Source organism: Vibrio alginolyticus NBRC 15630 = ATCC 17749, from assembly GCF_000354175.2.
GTDB classification, from domain to species: domain Bacteria; phylum Pseudomonadota; class Gammaproteobacteria; order Enterobacterales; family Vibrionaceae; genus Vibrio; species Vibrio alginolyticus.
On record NC_022349.1, the window covers coordinates 2,973,816 to 2,991,393 of the forward strand.

Here is a 17,578-nt window from a genome sequence, read left to right on the forward strand (position 1 = left end):
GGGAATTAATATGTTTCAAATTCTAAAAGCAGAGAAGACGATCGGCTTTATGCGTTGGTCGAAAGTAGCATTCGTTTTTTCAATTATAATGATTGCTGCTTCTATCTTCACTTTGTCAACCAAGTGGCTTAATTGGGGTCTAGATTTCACTGGCGGTACGCTTATCGAGGTCGGTTTTGAACAGCCAGCAAACCTTGAAGAGATTCGTGCAGCACTAGATTCAAAAGGCTTTGGTGATGCGACAGTACAAAACTTCGGTAGTGCTCGTGAAGTCATGGTCCGTCTTCGTCCACGTGATGACGTTTCTGGTGAAACGCTAGGTAACCAAATCATTGGTGCTATCAAAGATGGTACTGGCGAAAGCGTAGAAATGCGTCGTATTGAGTTCGTAGGTCCCAACGTTGGTGATGAGCTAACAGAAGCTGGTGGTCTAGCGATCTTGGTATCGCTGATCTGTATCCTGCTTTATGTATCGATGCGATTTGAATGGCGTCTAGCGGCTGGTGCGGTAATGGCATTGGCTCACGATATAATTATCACGCTAGGTGTCTTCTCGTTTCTACAAATTGAAGTTGACCTGACCATCGTAGCTGCGCTACTGACGGTTGTGGGCTACTCACTCAACGATACCATCGTTGTATTTGACCGGATTCGTGAAAACTTCCGTAAGATGCGTAAGGGTGAACCTTCGGATATCATGGACGCTTCAATCACTCAAACATTGAGCCGTACATTGATTACGTCGGGTACAACCTTGTTCGTAGTAATTGCACTGTTCATGCAGGGTGGTGCTATGATTCACGGCTTCGCAACTGCACTTTTACTCGGTATCACTGTTGGTACTTACTCTTCTATCTACGTAGCATCAGCACTAGCGCTGAAACTGGGCATCCAGAAAGAGCACTTGATGCCACCTCAAGTAGAAAAAGAAGGTGCAGAGTTCGACGAGATGCCATAAGGCAGATTGAGAACCGAAAACAAAAACCGCTGAGCAATCAGCGGTTTTTTTATGCCTGATAGATTTGAAAGTTTCATTTTTTTTTGAGGTACTTCCAGCTTGAATTGTAGTTTTTTGATTGAGTTGAATATCGGAAGTATGTTCAACAATTTCGGGAGGAAATAATGTCAAGGCAAGCTGAAATAAAAGTACAGTTACTGAAGTTTGTAGAGATTTCTTACAAGCACAATAAAGGTGTTACCACCAAGCTAGTTACTGGAGGGAAAAGGTTCAAGTTAGCAGTTGATGAGTCAGGTAAAGTAACTTTATCTGGTGAGCTTGGATTTACTAAGTTTGAAGTTTCAAAAGAAATGGTTGAAGAGCTGGGCATAAAATTAAAAGCCGTTTCTGTTACTTTTAAAACTACTCGTGATGGTGTTTTGACATACAGTGGGAGTGTTTCTCTTTTTGGTGTTGTTTCCTTTGGAGTTACTGGGCAGGTAAATGTCCGTGAGCTTTTAGAGCAGTGCGAGTGGGGGCTTTGTAAGTACAGATTTAAGCCGAGTAAAATTGATCAAGCGCTCCGTGAAGCTGGGGTTTAGTTGGTTATGCTAAATAGAATTCTACCTATTCCGGTTTTACTAAGTGTTTCAACGCCCTGCATCGCAAGTCCACTCCACGATACTTACCTTGATATACGTAATAATTTATACAAGATGCAGTATATAGAGGTGGTAGAAGCTATGGCAGGACCAAATCTATCGATTGAAGAGCTGAACAGTATTAAGTCTCACCCAATAAAATTTGGTCATCAATTTCCATTTTTATCATCTATCCCATCAAGTTTGGTTACAGAGCTGTCTTACTTTGAAGAGTACAGTGAGGATGGAGGAGTTGGATGTCTTTCTGTAAACGGCTTTGGTGATGTATACCAGCCAGTCACGGTTTCGCTGCAGTTTTTAATGAAGGAACAAATATGGAAGGTTAAGCACGTAAAAATAGACCACTTATCTGACTACGACCGTTTCTACAAACAGGCTGATTGTTCGAAATAAAAAAGCCCCGCTCAATGAGCGGGGCTTTCTAAAGTCATCAGCGTGACGGGCTAGATATGACTTTCAAATCTTACTTAAGGATCGCGCTGTTACCGTTTTCGCGGATGTGCTTAAGGATAGATTTTACGCCACGAGCGCTTGAAGCAACGATGTTACCAGACTTCATGTAGTCAGTGCCGCCAGCAAAGTCTGTTAGGATTGCGCCAGCTTCACGAGCAATAAGCTCACCTGCTGCCATATCCCAAGGTTTTAGGCCTAGTTCGAAGTAACCATCAACACGGCCAGCAGCCACGTAACAAAGGTCTAGAGCAGCAGAGCCGCTACGACGGAAATCAGCACACTCAGTGAATAGCGCACCAACGATCTTGATGTAAGACTCAGCGTGTTGTTTCTGCTTGAATGGGAAGCCTGTTGCTAGAACAGTACCTTGAAGGTCTTTTAGTTGAGCAACACGAATACGCGCACTGTTTAGTTGAGCGCCGGCACCGCGTTGTGCAGTGAATAGCTCGTTTTGCATTGGATCGTAAACACAAGCAACTTCAGTTTTGCCCTTAATACGAACAGCGATAGAAACCGCGAAAGTTGGGTAACCTTTTACAAAGTTAGTGGTGCCATCCAGTGGGTCGATGATCCATTGTACGTCTTTATCTTTACCTTCGATAAGACCTTGTTCTTCAGCAACGATACAGTGCTCAGGGTAAGACTGCTTGATAGTATCGATGATGATGTATTCTGCTTCTTTGTCTACGTTAGTGACAAAGTCATTAGTGCCTTTAAGAGTAGATTCTACTTTATCAGTGTTTTCTAATGATTTAGCAATATGATTGCCTGCCTTTCGCGCAGCGCGAATAGCAATGTTTAGCATTGGATGCATACGAATTTCCCAACGGATGTTAAAGAACAAATGAAAGCGGCGGCGAGTATACCAGAGATAATTAAAAAGGGAAGTGGTTATTTTTTACTCTAATTGCGGCCGACTGAGTGTACAGATCATACTGCGGACGAGAACAATAACCAAGAATGAGAAGAGAGGTCTGCTTGCCTCTAGGGTGTCTTAAAAAACTATGATAACATTCTGCGGTTTTAATTTAGGTAGCAAACACAGATGTTGGATCAAGTAAAAATTGTACTCGTAGGTACCTCTCATTCAGGCAATATTGGCTCAGCAGCTCGAGCAATGAAAGTGATGGGTTTAAACCAACTAGTATTAGTCGATCCACAATGTGAAGTGGATGAACAAACTCTTGCTTTAGCTGCGGGTGCTGGTGATATTGCTCAAAATGCAAAGATTGTCGGCACATTAGAAGAAGCGGTTGAAGATTGTGGCCTTGTTGTGGGTTCTAGCGCCCGCTCTCGTACATTAGAATGGCCAATGCTCGAGCCACGTGAATGCGGTGAGAAATTTGCAGTTGAAGGCCGAAAGCATCCGGTTGCGCTCGTGTTTGGCCGAGAAAGAACTGGTTTGACAAACGAAGAGCTACAAAAGTGCCACTACCATGTTTGTATTCCCGCTAATCCTGAGTACAGCTCGCTTAACCTAGCGATGGCTGTACAAACTCTCAGTTACGAAGTGCGAGTTGCACACTTGAACTTAGAGCAAAGCCAGTTTTCCCCAAATGAATCGGAAGAATACCCGCGTCATCGAGAACTCGAAATGTTCTTCGAGCATCTTGAAAAGGTGATGGTTGAGACCCAGTTTATTAACAAAGAGCAACCTGGACAGGTGATGAATAAGTTGCGCCGTTTGTTCTCTCGTGCTCGACCAGAAACCCAAGAACTTAATATTCTACGAGGCGTTTTGACTTCGATAGAAAAGAAGTTCTGAGTGAATAATAACCACTTTAGGTGTAAGGATGAATACCTGAGTAAAATGGTCAAATAAATACTTGACCAAATTACTCAGGTATGGAAAAATCTTAACCATTACAAACCATGTGGATACGGTGTGGTATGAAACTTACATCTAAAGGAAGATATGCGGTGACAGCCATGCTGGATGTGGCACTGCATTCGCAACAAAACCCTGTACCTCTGGCTGATATTTCAGAGCGTCAAGGGATCTCGCTCTCTTACTTAGAGCAGCTATTTTCAAAATTGCGTAAAGCAGGTCTCGTTGCCAGCGTTCGTGGTCCTGGTGGTGGTTACCGACTTGGTGCCGACGCTCACAGTATCGCTATTGGTACCGTGATTGCTGCCGTTGATGAGTCAGTAGATGCAACCAAATGCCAAGGTAAAGGAGATTGCCAAGGTGGAACACGTTGCCTTACTCACACGCTGTGGCGTGACCTAAGCTCTCGCATTAGTGACTTTTTGAATAACATCACTCTTGGTGAGTTGATGACAGACAATGAAGTACTCGAAATTTCTGATCGTCAGGACATTGATCTGGCGGTAACCCATGGGCTATCAAACAAAAATACAACCGCCGCGCCCATCGGTGTAAACGTCCGCTCTTAGCGGTCAGCTTTTTACATTGGAGTAGAGAATGAAACTGCCGATTTATCTTGATTATTCCGCTACATGTCCAGTTGATCCACGTGTTGCTGAAAAAATGGTTCAGTACATGACAATGGATGGCACATTTGGCAACCCAGCGTCACGTTCGCACCGTTACGGCTGGCAGGCAGAAGAAGCGGTCGATACTGCTCGTGAGCAAATTGCTGACCTTCTAAATGCAGATCCTCGCGAAATCGTATTTACATCTGGTGCGACAGAATCAGACAACCTTGCGATTAAAGGTGCAGCGCACTTTTACTCGAAGAAAGGCAAGCACGTAATCACTTGTAAAACAGAGCACAAAGCCGTTCTTGACCCATGTCGTCAACTTGAGCGTGAAGGCTTTGAAGTGACTTACCTTGAGCCAGAATCAAATGGCTTGATCGATCTAGGGAAGCTTAGAGCAGCCATGCGTGATGACACGGTGCTTGTGTCTATTATGCATGTAAACAACGAGATTGGTGTGGTTCAAGACATTACAGCGATCGGCGAACTGTGCCGTGAGCGTAAAATTGTTTTCCACGTGGATGCTGCGCAATCTGCTGGTAAATTACCAATCGACGTTCAAGAGATGAAAGTTGATCTAATTTCACTTTCTGCTCACAAAGTTTACGGTCCTAAAGGTATCGGTGCACTTTACGTACGTCGTAAGCCTCGTATTCGTCTTGAAGCGCAAATGCACGGTGGCGGTCATGAGCGTGGTTTCCGCTCTGGTACACTTCCTACTCACCAAATCGTAGGTATGGGTGAAGCATTCCGCATTGCAAAAGAAGACATGCAAAAAGATTACGATCATGCTTTAGCGCTTCGTAACCGTCTTTTTGATGGCGTGAAAGACTTAGAAGCAGTGACGGTAAACGGTGACTTTGAGCAGCGTGTACCACACAACCTAAACATCAGCTTCGCATTCGTAGAAGGTGAATCACTACTAATGTCGCTTAAAGATCTAGCGGTATCTTCTGGTAGTGCTTGTACGTCTGCAAGCCTTGAGCCTTCTTACGTTCTTCGTGCCCTAGGCATGGATGACGAATTGGCTCACAGCTCGGTTCGTTTCTCGTTTGGTCGTTTCACGACTGAAGAAGAAATTGATTACGCAATTGAACAAATCCGCGTTGCAGTGACTAAGCTACGCGACATGTCTCCTCTATGGGATATGTACAAAGAAGGGATTGATTTGAGCACTGTTGAATGGGCTCACCATTAATCTCAGGGATTGAAATAGAGGATTCGAGGTAATTTATCATGGCATACAGCGAAAAAGTAATTGATCACTACGAGAACCCACGTAACGTTGGTTCATTCGATAAAGAAGATCCATCAGTAGGTAGCGGCATGGTTGGCGCTCCTGCGTGTGGTGACGTAATGAAGCTTCAAATCAAAGTGACACCTGAAGGTATCATCGAAGATGCGAAGTTCAAAACATACGGTTGTGGTAGTGCAATCGCATCAAGCTCACTAGTAACTGAGTGGGTAAAAGGTAAGTCAGTTGATGAAGCGGCAGCAATTAAAAACTCTGAGATTGCTGAAGAGCTAGAGCTTCCACCAGTGAAAGTTCACTGTTCTATTCTTGCTGAAGATGCAATCAAAGCAGCGGTTGCTGACTACAAGAAAAAACACCAAGAATAATTATTCCGTAATATAATGGGAGCTTTGACGCTCCCATTCCAATCGAAATTTAGACAGACTAAGGTGCAGTATGGCCATCACAATGACAGAATCAGCGGCAAGTCGCGTAAGAGCATTCCTAGATAACCGAGGCAAGGGTATCGGTTTACGTCTTGGAGTGAAGACGACTGGTTGTTCCGGCATGGCATACGTACTTGAGTTTGTTGATGAGCTCAATGAAGAAGACGAAGTATTTGAACTCTCTGGAGTGAAAATTATCATCGATCAAAAGAGCTTAGTGTACCTAGATGGTACTGAATTGGATTACGTGAAAGAAGGGTTGAATGAAGGTTTTGAATTCAACAACCCTAACGCGAAAAGTGAATGTGGTTGTGGTGAAAGCTTCAACGTCTAATTGATTGTCCTTCTGGGCAAACGAGTCCGGAAGGCTTTACTAGGACCCGAACTTAATGAATCACTTTGAATTATTTGGGCTACCAAGTCAGTTTAAGCTGGATGGTAGCCTTCTTTCTTCTCAGTTCCGAGAACTACAAAAACGCTTCCACCCGGATAACTTTGCAACGGGCTCAGAACGTGACCGTTTGATGGCGGTGCAAAAGGCGGCGCAAATCAACGATGCCTATCAAGTTCTGAAAAATCCTATTTCTCGCGCCGAGTATATCCTCGCAGAGCAAGGTGTTGAGATCCGAGGTGAACAGCAAACAATGCAAGATCCGATGTTCTTAATGGAGCAAATGGAACTGCGCGAAGAACTGGAAGAGATTGCTGACAGCTCCGATCCCGAATCGGCGCTTTTTGACTTCGATTCTAAGGTCAGCAAAATGTACAAACAGCATCTGGCAAGCGTCGAGCAAGAGCTTGATGATGGTCTATGGGCTGAAGCCGCAGACCGAGTTCGTAAGCTAAAATTCATTGCCAAACTAAAGAACGAAATTGAGCTAGTCGAAGACAAACTCCTCGGCTAGTAAGCGTGACAAGGACCTATCATGGCACTACTTCAAATCGCAGAACCGGGCCAAAGCTCGGCACCTCATGAGCATAAGTTAGCAGCGGGTATCGACTTAGGTACTACCAACTCTTTGGTTGCTTCTGTACGTAGCGGCGATGCAACTCCACTTGCGGACGAGCAGGGCCGTACTATTTTACCTTCAGTCGTTAATTACGCTGAGGAAACGTTAACGGTCGGCCACGAAGCTAAAGCCAAAGCAGAGTTTGAACCAGAGAACACGATTATCTCTGTAAAACGTTTGATCGGTCGTTCATTAAAGGACATTCAGTCCCGTTACTCTTCACTTCCTTATCGTTTTAAAGAGAGTGAAAACGGCCTGCCAATTCTGCAAACACCTCAAGGTGACAAAAACCCGATTGAAGTATCTGCGGACATCCTAAAAGTATTGGGTAAGCGAGCTGAAGATACGTTAGGTGGTGAGTTAGCAGGTGTCGTTATTACCGTTCCTGCTTACTTTGATGACGCGCAACGTGCAGGTACAAAAGATGCGGCGAAATTAGCTGGTCTTCATGTTCTCCGTCTACTTAATGAACCAACCGCTGCGGCAATTGCTTATGGCCTAGACTCTGGTCAAGAAGGTGTGATTGCGGTTTACGATCTAGGTGGCGGTACTTTTGATATCTCTATCCTACGTTTATCGAAAGGCGTATTTGAAGTATTAGCAACAGGTGGCGATTCTGCATTAGGCGGTGACGACTTCGACCATCTATTTGCCGATTATTTAATGGAGCAAGCGGGTCTAGAAGCTCCGCTTTCTGCAGAAAAGAACCGTACACTGTTGAACATTGCTACTGAAGCTAAGATTGCTTTCTCTGAGCAAGACAGTGTTGACGTTGACGTTTTTGGTTGGAAAGGCACCGTGACTCGCGAGCAGTTCGAAGATCTGATTCGTCCGCTAGTGAAGAAAACCCTGATGTCTTGTCGTCGCGCATTAAAAGATGCGGATGTCGACGCAGATGAAGTACTCGAGGTCGTCATGGTTGGTGGCTCAACCCGTACATTGCTGGTTCGTGAAATGGTAGGCGAGTTTTTTGGTCGCACACCCCTGACAAGCATTAACCCTGATGAAGTTGTTGCAATCGGCGCGGGTATCCAAGCTGATATCCTAGCGGGTAACAAACCTGACTCTGAAATGTTGCTTCTTGATGTGATTCCACTGTCGCTCGGTATTGAAACCATGGGTGGTTTGGTCGAGAAGATCATCCCCCGCAACACTACGATTCCCGTTGCGCGTGCGCAAGAATTTACCACATTCAAAGATGGCCAAACGGCGATGAGTGTTCATGTGGTACAAGGTGAACGTGAAATGGTTGATGACTGTCGTTCACTTGCTCGCTTCTCGTTAAAAGGTATTCCTCCGATGGCAGCGGGTGCGGCACATATTCGCGTGACTTACCAAGTTGACGCAGATGGCCTTCTTTCTGTTACGGCAATGGAGAAGAGCACTGGTGTTCAATCAGAGATTCAAGTAAAACCTTCTTACGGCTTAAGTGACAATGAAGTGGCGGATATGTTGCGTGATTCAATGACGCACGCAAAAGAAGACATGCAAGCTCGTGCCTTAGCTGAGCAGCGTGTTGAAGCCGACCGAGTGATAGAAGGTTTGATTGCAGCGATGCAAGCTGATGGTGATGACTTACTATCAGAACAAGAGAAACAAAACTTGATTAAAGCCATCGAAGCCTTGATTGAGCTGCGTAATGGTGATGATGCAGATGCGATAGAGCAAGGCATTAAAGATACCGATAAAGCGAGCCAAGATTTCGCATCACGCCGTATGGATAAATCGATTCGAGCTGCGTTGTCAGGTCAATCAGTAGACGATATATAAGAGATAAGTAGTTATGCCTAAGATTATTGTATTACCACACGACGATTTGTGCCCAGAAGGTGCAGTGTTGGAAGCAAACTCTGGTGACACCGTTCTAGACGTAGCGCTAAAAAACGGTATCGGTATTGAACATGCGTGTGAGAAGTCATGTGCGTGTACTACCTGCCACGTAATCATCCGTGAAGGTTTTGATTCACTAGAAGAAAGTGAAGAACTAGAAGACGACATGCTAGATAAAGCGTGGGGTCTAGAGCCTGAGTCACGCCTAGGGTGTCAGGCGAGAATTGCTGATGAAGACTTGGTGGTAGAAATTCCTAAATACACACTAAACCACGCTTCAGAAGATCACTAAAACTATCTTCCCAATATAGGGAAGAAGCAAAAGGAAGATGAGCAATGAAATGGACAGATTCTCGCGATATCGCGATTGAACTTTGTGACAAGTTTCCAGATGTCGATCCAAAAACAGTGCGTTTTACCGATCTTCATCAATGGATCATGGAGTTAGATGAGTTTGACGATGAGCCAAACCGTTCTAATGAAAAGATTCTAGAAGCCGTTATCATGTGCTGGATGGACGAAGCAGACTAAGTCTGTAAAACACAGCCTAGTTAACAATTCTTACTAAAAAAAGCGGACCTTTAGGTCCGTTTTTTTATCCAATTGACATTTTTGCCCTACATAATGCTAACATCCGTGAGTTATTAAAAAGAAGCAGCGTAGGCAACGCTGCTATAAGACAAGGAGAAACCATGTCTACACAGATGTCTGTATTTTTAAGTCAAGAGTCGGCAGCACCACATTGGGGTGAAAAAGCACTGCTTTCATTCGCTGAAAACGGCGCAACTATTCACTTAGGTCAAGGTCATGATCTCGGCGCAATTCAACGTGCAGCTCGTCAGCTAGATGGCCAAGGAATTCGTTCTATTTTTCTTTCTGGTGATAACTGGGATCTAGAGAGCGTATGGGCTTTCCACCAAGGGTTCCGTAACCCTAAAAAACATGGCTCAGTTGAGTGGGCAGCATTGTCTGATGAAGATCAAGCAGAGCTTCAAGCTCGTATTACTTCGACTGATTTTACCCGCGATATTATCAACAAAACGGCAGAAGAAGTTGCTCCTCGTCAGCTAGCGACAATGGCTGCTGAATTCATCAAATCTGTTGCGCCGAAAGGCACGGTGACAGCACGTATCGTCAAAGACAAAGACTTGTTGGCAGAAGGTTGGGAAGGTATTTACGCAGTAGGCCGTGGTTCTGAGCGTACTTCTGCGATGCTTCAGTTAGACTACAACCCAACTGGTGACGAAAACGCACCTGTATTCGCATGTCTTGTGGGTAAAGGCATCACCTTTGATTCCGGTGGTTACAGCTTGAAGCCTTCTACCTTCATGAGTGCAATGAAAGCAGATATGGGTGGCTCGGGTACTATAACTGGTGGCCTAGGATTAGCTATCTTGCGCGGTTTAAACAAGCGCGTAAAACTGATCTTGTGTTGTGCTGAGAACATGGTTTCTGGCCGTGCCCTTAAGCTTGGCGACATCATCACTTACAAAAACGGCAAAACCGTTGAGATTATGAATACCGACGCGGAAGGTCGCTTGGTGCTTGCAGACGGTCTTATCTACGCCAGTGAGCAAAAGCCTGAGTTAATCATTGACTGCGCGACACTAACAGGCGCAGCGAAGAATGCGTTAGGTAACGATTACCATGCGCTAATGAGCTTTGATGATGAGCTATCGCATCAAGCGCTTACGGCGGCAAACCAGGAAAAAGAAGGCTTGTGGCCGCTACCACTTGCTGATTTCCATCGAGAAATGCTGCCATCTAATTTTGCCGATTTATCGAATATCAGCTCTGGTGATTATTCTCCAGGTGCAAGTACTGCAGCTGCATTCTTGTCTTACTTCGTTGAGGACTACAAAAAAGGCTGGTTACATTTCGACTGTGCGGGTACGTATCGTAAAGCCGCTTCTGATAAATGGGCTGCGGGAGCAACGGGTATGGGTGTTCGTACACTTGCTCGTTTCCTCAATGAGCAAGCTGGAAAATAAGATTGATTGCAGCACTCTCTTGTTTGAGTGCTGCTCTTACCCAGTAAGTCACTTTAAAAGCACAACTATTATTACAAGTACAGAAAGGAAATTTTATGGCTCTAGAAAGAACATTTTCAATCATTAAGCCTGATGCTGTAGAGCGAAACCTAATTGGTGAAATCTACAATCGTATTGAAAAGGCTGGCCTACGTATCATCGCTGCCAAAATGGTTCACCTGACAGAAGATCAGGCAAGCGGCTTTTATGCAGAGCATGAAGGTAAAGAGTTTTTCCCTCCTCTAAAAGAGTTCATGACATCTGGTCCTATTATGGTTCAGGTATTGGAAGGCGAAAATGCGATTGCACGTTACCGCGAGCTAATGGGTAAAACCAACCCAGAGGACGCGGCATGTGGCACTTTGCGTGCTGATTACGCACTCAGCATGCGTCACAATTCAGTTCATGGTTCAGATAGCCCTGAGTCTGCCGCTCGTGAAATTGAGTTTTTCTTCCCTGAATCAGAAGTTTTCTCTCGCTAACTCGTTCATGCATCACTTTTGCGTGATGATCTAGTTCGTAATAACCTCGGAATTGTCCGAGGTTTTTTATTCCGCGTTCTCCATTTCACCTGCGAGTTCATTCGTAATTATTCGCGAAGATGTTGGCTAATCTGAGCATCTTACAGGGGTGAAAGCTTAGTTACGTGTGTTTGTTCTCACTGTTTTCTCTGTACCACTTCTACGCTTTTGTTGTCGGTTGTCTAATCATTATTCTCACCGTAAAGTCTGATTAAAATTTAATCGTTTTTATTTTAATGCCTTAGCAAACTCAGGGTCTTACACCCCTTGTTGTAGCTGCATAAAGGCTGTACAATTCGCGCCCTTATTCTTGTTTCAGTCATTGAGAGGCAACATGACCACTGAAAAAATCAATCTACTCGACTTTGATCGCAAAGGCATGCGTCAGTTTTTCGCGGAAGAACTTGGCGAGAAAGCGTTTCGTGCCGATCAGGTTATGAAGTGGATCTACCATTTCGGTGTAGATGACTTCGAAAAAATGACAAACATCAACAAGAAGCTGCGCGAAAAGCTTTTACACAAGTGTGAAATTAAAGCACCAACTGTAGCAGAAGCTCAGCATTCTTCAGACGGCACGATCAAGTGGGCAATGAAGGTTGGTGATCAGGATGTAGAAACGGTTTACATTCCAGAAGATGATCGCGCAACGCTTTGTGTATCTTCTCAAGTAGGTTGTGCATTGGAATGTAAGTTCTGCTCAACAGCACAGCAGGGCTTTAACCGTAACTTGAAAGTTTCAGAGATCATCGGTCAGGTGTGGCGTGCTGCACGTGAAATTGGTCTTGAGAAAGAAACAGGCCGTCGCCCAATTACGAACGTCGTGATGATGGGCATGGGTGAGCCGCTTCTTAATATGAAGAACTTGATTCCTGCATTGGAGTTAATGCTGGATGACCTTGGCTTTGGTTTGTCGAAGCGTCGCGTAACCGTATCAACATCAGGTGTCGTTTCTGGTCTTGATCAGATGACGGGCAAAATCGACGTTGCGTTAGCGATCTCTCTTCATGCGCCAAACGATAAGCTGCGTAGTGAAATCATGCCAATTAACGATCGTTGGGATATTCAAGATTTCCTAGCATCCGTTCGTCGTTACATTGCTTCATCGAATGCAAACCGTGGCAAGGTAACAGTCGAGTACGTGTTGCTTGATCATGTGAACGATGACATGGACCATGCTCGTGAACTGGCTGAATTGATGAAAGACACACCATGTAAGATTAACTTGATTCCGTTTAACCCGTACCCAGGTTCACCTTACAAGAAACCAAGTAACTCACGTATTGATCGCTTCCAAAAAACATTGATGCAATACGAGCACACAGTTACGGTTCGTAAAACACGTGGTGATGACATTGATGCCGCATGTGGTCAGTTGGTCGGTGATGTAATTGACCGAACTAAACGTACGGCAATGCTGAAAGCGTCACGCGGTGCCGATACCATTGAAGTGAAAGCTGTATAAACGACCGGAATTCAAAAATAGCCAGAGCCATTCGCTCTGGCTATTTTGTTTATTGTTTAGGACATTTTCGCCAAGATTTGGGACTATCACTCTTCAACCTAAGGTTATTTGGGTATAATTTCGAATTCCTTTGTCAAAGTTTGGACAAAAGCTTGAGCTATCTGTTAGTTTGAGTGTAAAGAGTTTTTGTCTTCGTTGCGCATTCGCTTATCATGATATGTAACACTAACGATGACACCGATAATTCTCAGCACTTTCTCACATACGTTTTGCTGATTTTTGCAAAACGGGTATTCGCACTCAGATCGCTGAGAGTTTCTTAAAATTATTATTTTTGGTTAACGCGTTTTGGCTAGCTATCTTTAAAGAGGCTTAAGAACAATAACGAAAATACATGACCACGTTAGCCACTAAAACAGATTAAATACCGCCATTATGACAGAACACGAAAATACGAATGAAGTGCCACTCTCTATTGAAGCTGGCACATTACTGAAAAACAAACGTGAATCCTTGGGAATGAGCCAAAAGCAAGTTGCCGACCGCCTGAGGCTTCGCATTTCTGTGATTGAAGATATTGAAAATAACCGATTTGAATCTCAACAAGTCGCGACATTTACGCGTGGTTACTTACGCTCTTACGCTAAATTCGTAGGTCTTGATGAGAAGGTGGTTTTGACGGCGTTAGAGCAGACTGCCGATGCTCAGCCTCAAGAGCAAGAAATTGAAATGCAAAGCTTCTCTCGTAAAACAAAAGACGAGAAGCACAATAGCCGTATTATGCTCCTTACTTGGGTTATCGGGCTAGTCATTATTGGCATTTCAGCTGCATGGTGGTGGCAAAACCAACAAGAGAATAGCCTAACTAAGGAAGTAACGGATTCAAGTGTTGAAGCGCCGCAGCCCACTGCTCAAGAATTAGCTGATATCGATTTGATGACGGCTGAAGAGTTAATCGCAAGCACTCCTGAAGAAGTTGCTTCAACTAATGAAGGTGTTGCTGAATTGACTGAAGCACCCGTTGAGCAAGGGGCGGATCCTTTGCTGACTGAAACTGAAAATACAACAAGCGTAGATTCTGAAGAACCTGTTGCCGTGATTGAAGCGGCGGAAGAGGAACAGCCTGCGCCAGTAGTACCTGAAGGCATGACACTTCTTACTATGAAGTTTAAAGCGGACTGTTGGATTCAAGTAAAAGACACCAATGGTAAAACGCTGGTAAGTGGTACTCATAAGCCAGGACAAGATGTAGAACTTACCGGAAAAGCGCCATTTAAAGTGATATTAGGCGCACCGGAAGGGGTTACAATGACATTTGCAAGTGAACCTGTCGACCTTTCTGGGTATACTTCAGGCAAAGTAGCTAGATTCACTCTACCGTTATAAAAAATTATGCAACACGAATCTCCAATTATTCGTCGTAAATCGACGCGTATTTATGTGGGTGATGTGCCAATTGGTGATGGTGCGCCAATTGCAGTACAGTCAATGACTAACACTCGCACGACTGACGTAGAAGCGACAGTCGCTCAAATCCGAGCACTAGAAAAAGTCGGCGCAGATATCGTTCGAGTTTCTGTACCTACGATGGACGCAGCAGAAGCTTTCAAACTGATTAAACAGCAAGTTTCTGTACCATTAGTGGCTGATATTCATTTCGACTATCGTATCGCGCTGAAAGTGGCGGAGTACGGAGTTGACTGTTTACGTATCAACCCAGGTAACATCGGCAATGAAGAGCGCATTCGCGCTGTTGTTGATTGCGCTCGCGATAAAAATATCCCGATCCGTATTGGTGTCAATGGTGGATCTTTGGAAAAAGATCTACAGATGAAATACGGTGAGCCTACGCCAGAAGCCTTGGTTGAATCGGCGATGCGTCACGTAGATCATCTCGATCGTCTTAACTTTGACCAATTTAAAGTTAGCGTGAAAGCTTCAGACGTTTTTCTTGCGGTGGATTCATATCGTCTGCTGGCGAAGAAAATCGATCAGCCTCTTCATTTAGGTATCACAGAGGCGGGTGGTGCTCGAGCTGGCGCTGTTAAGTCATCTGTTGGCTTAGGTATGCTGTTATCTGAAGGGATAGGCGATACGCTGCGTATCTCTTTGGCTGCCGATCCAGTTGAAGAAATCAAAGTCGGTTTCGACATCCTTAAATCTCTGCGCATTCGCTCTCGAGGCATCAACTTTATTGCGTGCCCAAGCTGCTCACGCCAAGAATTCGATGTGATTGGTACGGTGAATGCACTGGAGCAACGTTTAGAAGACATCATCACGCCAATGGATGTGTCTATCATCGGTTGTGTGGTAAACGGCCCTGGTGAAGCAGAAGTTTCTCACTTAGGTCTAGCAGGTAGTAACAAGAAGAGCGCATTCTACGAAGATGGTAAACGCCAGAAAGAGCGCTTTGATAACGATGACCTTGTGAATAAGCTAGAAGCTAAGATCCGTGCGAAAGCAGCTATGATGAATGGCGAAAACCGCATCGAAGTTAAAGTACAAGATTAATCTCAACGAGAATTACGGTAAGTATTGTGGCAAAAACAATTCAAGCAATTCGAGGCATGAACGATTGCCTCCCAACTCAGTCGCCACTGTGGCAAAAACTAGAAAACACAGTGAAAAATGTAATTAGCGCATACGGTTATAACGAAGTGCGCATGCCAATCGTTGAAGAAACAAACCTATTCAGCCGCGCTGTTGGTGAAGAAACAGACGTCGTTTCAAAAGAAATGTACACCTTTGATGACCGTAACGGCGACAGCCTAACACTTCGCCCTGAAGGTACGGCGGGTTGTGTACGTTCATGTATTCAAAACAGCCTTATCAACCGTGATGAACAGCGTCTGTGGTACATGGGGCCTATGTTCCGCCATGAACGTCCGCAGAAAGGTCGTTACCGTCAATTCCACCAGTGTGGTGTTGAGGTGTTTGGTCTAAATGGTCCAGATGTTGATGCAGAGCTTATCATGATGACGGCGCGTTTATGGCGTGAGCTAGGTATCAATGAACATGTTCGTCTTGAGCTGAACTCTATCGGTTCTCAAGAAGACCGCGCAGACTACCGTACTGCACTGGTTGCATTCCTTGAGCAACATATTGATGTGCTAGATGAAGATTGTAAGCGTCGCATGCACACGAACCCACTGCGTGTTCTGGATACGAAGAACCCAGACGTTCAAGCTATTTTAGGTGATGCGCCTCGCCTTTCAGATTACTTGGGTGAAGAATCTAAAGCACACTTCGCAGGTCTATGTGAACTTTTAGACGCTGCAGGTATCAAATACACAGTTAACGAACGTCTAGTTCGTGGTCTGGATTACTACAATCGCACGGTATTTGAGTGGATCACTGAGAGCCTAGGTGCTCAAGGCACTGTATGTGGCGGTGGTCGTTACGATGGCCTTGTAGAACAATTAGGTGGTAAACCAACACCAGCGGTTGGCTTTGCAATGGGCCTAGAGCGTCTAGTACTGATGCTAGAAACGTTGGAACTGACAGACGTTCGTCGCAGTGTTGACGTGTACGTAGTCACTGCGGGTGAAGGCACCATGATGGCAGGAATGAAGCTAGCAGAACAGCTTCGCGAGTCTGTTCCAGGCGTTCGTGTGATGAATCACTTCGGTGGCGGTAACTTCAAGAAACAGTTTAAACGCGCAGACAAAGTTGGTGCTGTTGTAGCATTGGTTCTGGGCGAAAACGAAGTTGCGGATAATACCGTAGTACTGAAAGACTTAGCTGGTGGTGAGCAAGAGACTTACAACCAAGCAGAAGTTGCAGAAAAGATCGCAGCACTGATTTAAGTCTTTTAGTAATCTAACAAAATTACATCCTAGTTCGTAAGCTAAGGCTCCCAAATGTGGAGCCTTTAAACGAAATAGGAACAATGGCAGCTAAGCTGCCATTTACATGTTTTAAGAGGACAGGAAGTGGAACTTTACGATACTGAAGAACAACAAGTTGAAGCCATTAAAGACTGGTGGAAGGAAAACGGCAAAGCCGTCATCATCGGTGCGGTTGTTGGTTTAGGTGGTCTATTCGGCTGGCGTTACTACCAGGATTCTGTGATTCAGGCGAGTGAAGCAGCTTCTCAAAGCTACACGACAGCAATGAATGCTTTGCAAGACAAAGGCACTGATGCTCAAGCTGACGTGAAAGCTTTCATTGAGTCAAATGAAGTAAAAGAATATTCAGTATTGGCTGCGCTACAACTTGCTAAAGCACAAGTTGAAGCTCAAGACCTTTCTGCTGCATTGGAGCAACTGAAGTGGGCGCAAAGCAACACTCAAGATGCTGCGTTGTTACCATTGATTAGTTACCGCATTGCGCGTATTGAGACGGAAATGGGTAACTTCGACGCTGCAACGGCAGAGCTAAGTAACGTCACTGATACAGCATGGACAGGTCGTATTGCTGAACTTCGTGGCGATATTGCGATTCGCCAAGGTGACAAAGATGCTGCGTACGCTGCGTATACTGAAGCTCAGCAAGCGGCAGATGCAAGCCCGACACTACAAATGAAATTGGACGATCTGGCGAAATAAGGAC

General features: G+C 44.8%; 20 protein-coding genes. 19 read left to right on the forward strand and 1 reads right to left on the reverse strand.

Annotated features, from left to right (window positions below):
* Nucleotides 1–10: 10 nt before the first annotated feature.
* From secF to N646_RS13675, 3 genes are all read left to right on the forward strand, one after another.
* Nucleotides 11–958 carry a protein translocase subunit SecF gene (gene secF / locus N646_RS13665; RefSeq protein ID WP_005383689.1) on the forward strand — a complete coding sequence of 316 codons (948 nt, stop codon included), beginning with the start codon at nucleotides 11–13 and terminating at the stop codon, nucleotides 956–958.
* 164 nt (nucleotides 959–1,122) lie between these two features.
* A complete protein-coding gene (locus N646_RS13670; protein WP_017633921.1) occupies nucleotides 1,123–1,539 on the forward strand; it encodes a hypothetical protein in 417 nt (138 codons plus the stop codon).
* A gap of 141 nt (nucleotides 1,540–1,680) precedes the next feature.
* Nucleotides 1,681–1,992 carry a hypothetical protein gene (locus tag N646_RS13675; RefSeq protein WP_017633920.1) on the forward strand — a complete coding sequence of 104 codons (312 nt, stop codon included), beginning with the start codon at nucleotides 1,681–1,683 and terminating at the stop codon, nucleotides 1,990–1,992.
* Nucleotides 1,993–2,062: 70 nt separating this feature from the next.
* On the opposite strand, the gene suhB is transcribed toward N646_RS13675, so the two are convergent.
* Entirely contained in the window at nucleotides 2,063–2,866 is an 804-nt protein-coding gene (suhB, locus tag N646_RS13680; RefSeq protein ID WP_005381722.1) for an inositol-1-monophosphatase, read from the reverse strand.
* Nucleotides 2,867–3,097: 231 nt separating this feature from the next.
* Here suhB and trmJ point away from each other — a divergent pair, with 231 nt between their 5' ends.
* The 16 genes from trmJ (at nucleotide 3,098) to N646_RS13760 (ending at nucleotide 17,574) form a co-directional block, all read left to right on the forward strand.
* Nucleotides 3,098–3,817, forward strand: a complete 720-nt coding sequence (gene trmJ / locus N646_RS13685; RefSeq protein ID WP_005383693.1) for a tRNA (cytosine(32)/uridine(32)-2'-O)-methyltransferase TrmJ — start codon at nucleotides 3,098–3,100, stop codon at nucleotides 3,815–3,817.
* A gap of 125 nt (nucleotides 3,818–3,942) precedes the next feature.
* A complete protein-coding gene (gene iscR, locus N646_RS13690) occupies nucleotides 3,943–4,449 on the forward strand; it encodes a Fe-S cluster assembly transcriptional regulator IscR (RefSeq protein ID WP_005381720.1) in 507 nt (168 codons plus the stop codon).
* Nucleotides 4,450–4,477: 28 nt separating this feature from the next.
* Entirely contained in the window at nucleotides 4,478–5,692 is a 1,215-nt protein-coding gene (locus N646_RS13695; RefSeq protein WP_017820565.1) for an IscS subfamily cysteine desulfurase, read from the forward strand.
* Between the two features lie 38 nt (nucleotides 5,693–5,730).
* Complete coding sequence (iscU, locus tag N646_RS13700; RefSeq protein WP_005381718.1) at nucleotides 5,731–6,114, forward strand: Fe-S cluster assembly scaffold IscU; 384 nt, start codon at nucleotides 5,731–5,733, stop codon at nucleotides 6,112–6,114.
* A 70-nt stretch (nucleotides 6,115–6,184) separates the two neighbouring features.
* A complete protein-coding gene (gene iscA, locus N646_RS13705; protein ID WP_005381717.1) occupies nucleotides 6,185–6,508 on the forward strand; it encodes an iron-sulfur cluster assembly protein IscA in 324 nt (107 codons plus the stop codon).
* 55 nt (nucleotides 6,509–6,563) lie between these two features.
* Nucleotides 6,564–7,079 (forward strand): co-chaperone HscB, encoded by a 516-nt coding sequence (hscB, locus tag N646_RS13710; RefSeq protein WP_017820566.1) that lies wholly within the window; start codon nucleotides 6,564–6,566, stop codon nucleotides 7,077–7,079.
* 21 nt (nucleotides 7,080–7,100) lie between these two features.
* Nucleotides 7,101–8,954, forward strand: a complete 1,854-nt coding sequence (gene hscA, locus N646_RS13715) for a Fe-S protein assembly chaperone HscA (RefSeq protein ID WP_017820567.1) — start codon at nucleotides 7,101–7,103, stop codon at nucleotides 8,952–8,954.
* Between the two features lie 13 nt (nucleotides 8,955–8,967).
* Nucleotides 8,968–9,306 carry an ISC system 2Fe-2S type ferredoxin gene (fdx, locus tag N646_RS13720; protein WP_005381713.1) on the forward strand — a complete coding sequence of 113 codons (339 nt, stop codon included), beginning with the start codon at nucleotides 8,968–8,970 and terminating at the stop codon, nucleotides 9,304–9,306.
* A gap of 44 nt (nucleotides 9,307–9,350) precedes the next feature.
* Nucleotides 9,351–9,545: a Fe-S cluster assembly protein IscX gene (iscX, locus tag N646_RS13725; RefSeq protein ID WP_005381711.1), complete on the forward strand. Its 195-nt coding sequence runs from the start codon at nucleotides 9,351–9,353 to the stop codon at nucleotides 9,543–9,545.
* A gap of 161 nt (nucleotides 9,546–9,706) precedes the next feature.
* Nucleotides 9,707–11,005 (forward strand): aminopeptidase PepB, encoded by a 1,299-nt coding sequence (gene pepB / locus N646_RS13730; protein WP_017820568.1) that lies wholly within the window; start codon nucleotides 9,707–9,709, stop codon nucleotides 11,003–11,005.
* A gap of 95 nt (nucleotides 11,006–11,100) precedes the next feature.
* Entirely contained in the window at nucleotides 11,101–11,526 is a 426-nt protein-coding gene (ndk, locus tag N646_RS13735; RefSeq protein WP_005381702.1) for a nucleoside-diphosphate kinase, read from the forward strand.
* A gap of 373 nt (nucleotides 11,527–11,899) precedes the next feature.
* The gene (locus N646_RS13740) at nucleotides 11,900–13,027 is read left to right on the forward strand and encodes a bifunctional tRNA (adenosine(37)-C2)-methyltransferase TrmG/ribosomal RNA large subunit methyltransferase RlmN (protein WP_017633913.1); all 1,128 of its coding nucleotides are present in this window, start codon (nucleotides 11,900–11,902) and stop codon (nucleotides 13,025–13,027) included.
* A 435-nt stretch (nucleotides 13,028–13,462) separates the two neighbouring features.
* On the forward strand, nucleotides 13,463–14,413 hold the full coding sequence (rodZ, locus tag N646_RS13745; RefSeq protein ID WP_005383707.1) for a cytoskeleton protein RodZ: 951 nt from the start codon (nucleotides 13,463–13,465) through the stop codon (nucleotides 14,411–14,413).
* Nucleotides 14,414–14,419: 6 nt separating this feature from the next.
* On the forward strand, nucleotides 14,420–15,538 hold the full coding sequence (ispG, locus tag N646_RS13750) for a flavodoxin-dependent (E)-4-hydroxy-3-methylbut-2-enyl-diphosphate synthase (RefSeq protein ID WP_005381699.1): 1,119 nt from the start codon (nucleotides 14,420–14,422) through the stop codon (nucleotides 15,536–15,538).
* A 26-nt stretch (nucleotides 15,539–15,564) separates the two neighbouring features.
* On the forward strand, nucleotides 15,565–16,833 hold the full coding sequence (gene hisS / locus N646_RS13755; protein WP_005381698.1) for a histidine--tRNA ligase: 1,269 nt from the start codon (nucleotides 15,565–15,567) through the stop codon (nucleotides 16,831–16,833).
* 126 nt (nucleotides 16,834–16,959) lie between these two features.
* Entirely contained in the window at nucleotides 16,960–17,574 is a 615-nt protein-coding gene (locus N646_RS13760) for a YfgM family protein (protein ID WP_005381697.1), read from the forward strand.
* Nucleotides 17,575–17,578: the final 4 nt, after the last annotated feature.

What these genes read in the sequence shown, in the direction of transcription:
- N646_RS13675 (WP_017633920.1), top strand. Translation starts at nt 1,681, where the DNA reads ATGGCAGGACCAAATCTATCGATTGAAGAGCTGAACAGTATTAAGTCT.
- iscA (WP_005381717.1), top strand. Translation starts at nt 6,185, where the DNA reads ATGGCCATCACAATGACAGAATCAGCGGCAAGTCGCGTAAGAGCATTC.
- fdx (WP_005381713.1), top strand. Translation starts at nt 8,968, where the DNA reads ATGCCTAAGATTATTGTATTACCACACGACGATTTGTGCCCAGAAGGT.
- secF (WP_005383689.1), top strand. Translation starts at nt 11, where the DNA reads ATGTTTCAAATTCTAAAAGCAGAGAAGACGATCGGCTTTATGCGTTGG.
- ndk (WP_005381702.1), top strand. Translation starts at nt 11,101, where the DNA reads ATGGCTCTAGAAAGAACATTTTCAATCATTAAGCCTGATGCTGTAGAG.
- hscA (WP_017820567.1), top strand. Translation starts at nt 7,101, where the DNA reads ATGGCACTACTTCAAATCGCAGAACCGGGCCAAAGCTCGGCACCTCAT.
- trmJ (WP_005383693.1), top strand. Translation starts at nt 3,098, where the DNA reads ATGTTGGATCAAGTAAAAATTGTACTCGTAGGTACCTCTCATTCAGGC.
- N646_RS13695 (WP_017820565.1), top strand. Translation starts at nt 4,478, where the DNA reads ATGAAACTGCCGATTTATCTTGATTATTCCGCTACATGTCCAGTTGAT.
- pepB (WP_017820568.1), top strand. Translation starts at nt 9,707, where the DNA reads ATGTCTACACAGATGTCTGTATTTTTAAGTCAAGAGTCGGCAGCACCA.
- rodZ (WP_005383707.1), top strand. Translation starts at nt 13,463, where the DNA reads ATGACAGAACACGAAAATACGAATGAAGTGCCACTCTCTATTGAAGCT.
- iscU (WP_005381718.1), top strand. Translation starts at nt 5,731, where the DNA reads ATGGCATACAGCGAAAAAGTAATTGATCACTACGAGAACCCACGTAAC.
- iscX (WP_005381711.1), top strand. Translation starts at nt 9,351, where the DNA reads ATGAAATGGACAGATTCTCGCGATATCGCGATTGAACTTTGTGACAAG.
- N646_RS13670 (WP_017633921.1), top strand. Translation starts at nt 1,123, where the DNA reads ATGTCAAGGCAAGCTGAAATAAAAGTACAGTTACTGAAGTTTGTAGAG.
- ispG (WP_005381699.1), top strand. Translation starts at nt 14,420, where the DNA reads ATGCAACACGAATCTCCAATTATTCGTCGTAAATCGACGCGTATTTAT.
- iscR (WP_005381720.1), top strand. Translation starts at nt 3,943, where the DNA reads ATGAAACTTACATCTAAAGGAAGATATGCGGTGACAGCCATGCTGGAT.
- hscB (WP_017820566.1), top strand. Translation starts at nt 6,564, where the DNA reads ATGAATCACTTTGAATTATTTGGGCTACCAAGTCAGTTTAAGCTGGAT.
- suhB (WP_005381722.1), bottom strand. Translation starts at nt 2,866, where the DNA reads ATGCATCCAATGCTAAACATTGCTATTCGCGCTGCGCGAAAGGCAGGC.
- N646_RS13740 (WP_017633913.1), top strand. Translation starts at nt 11,900, where the DNA reads ATGACCACTGAAAAAATCAATCTACTCGACTTTGATCGCAAAGGCATG.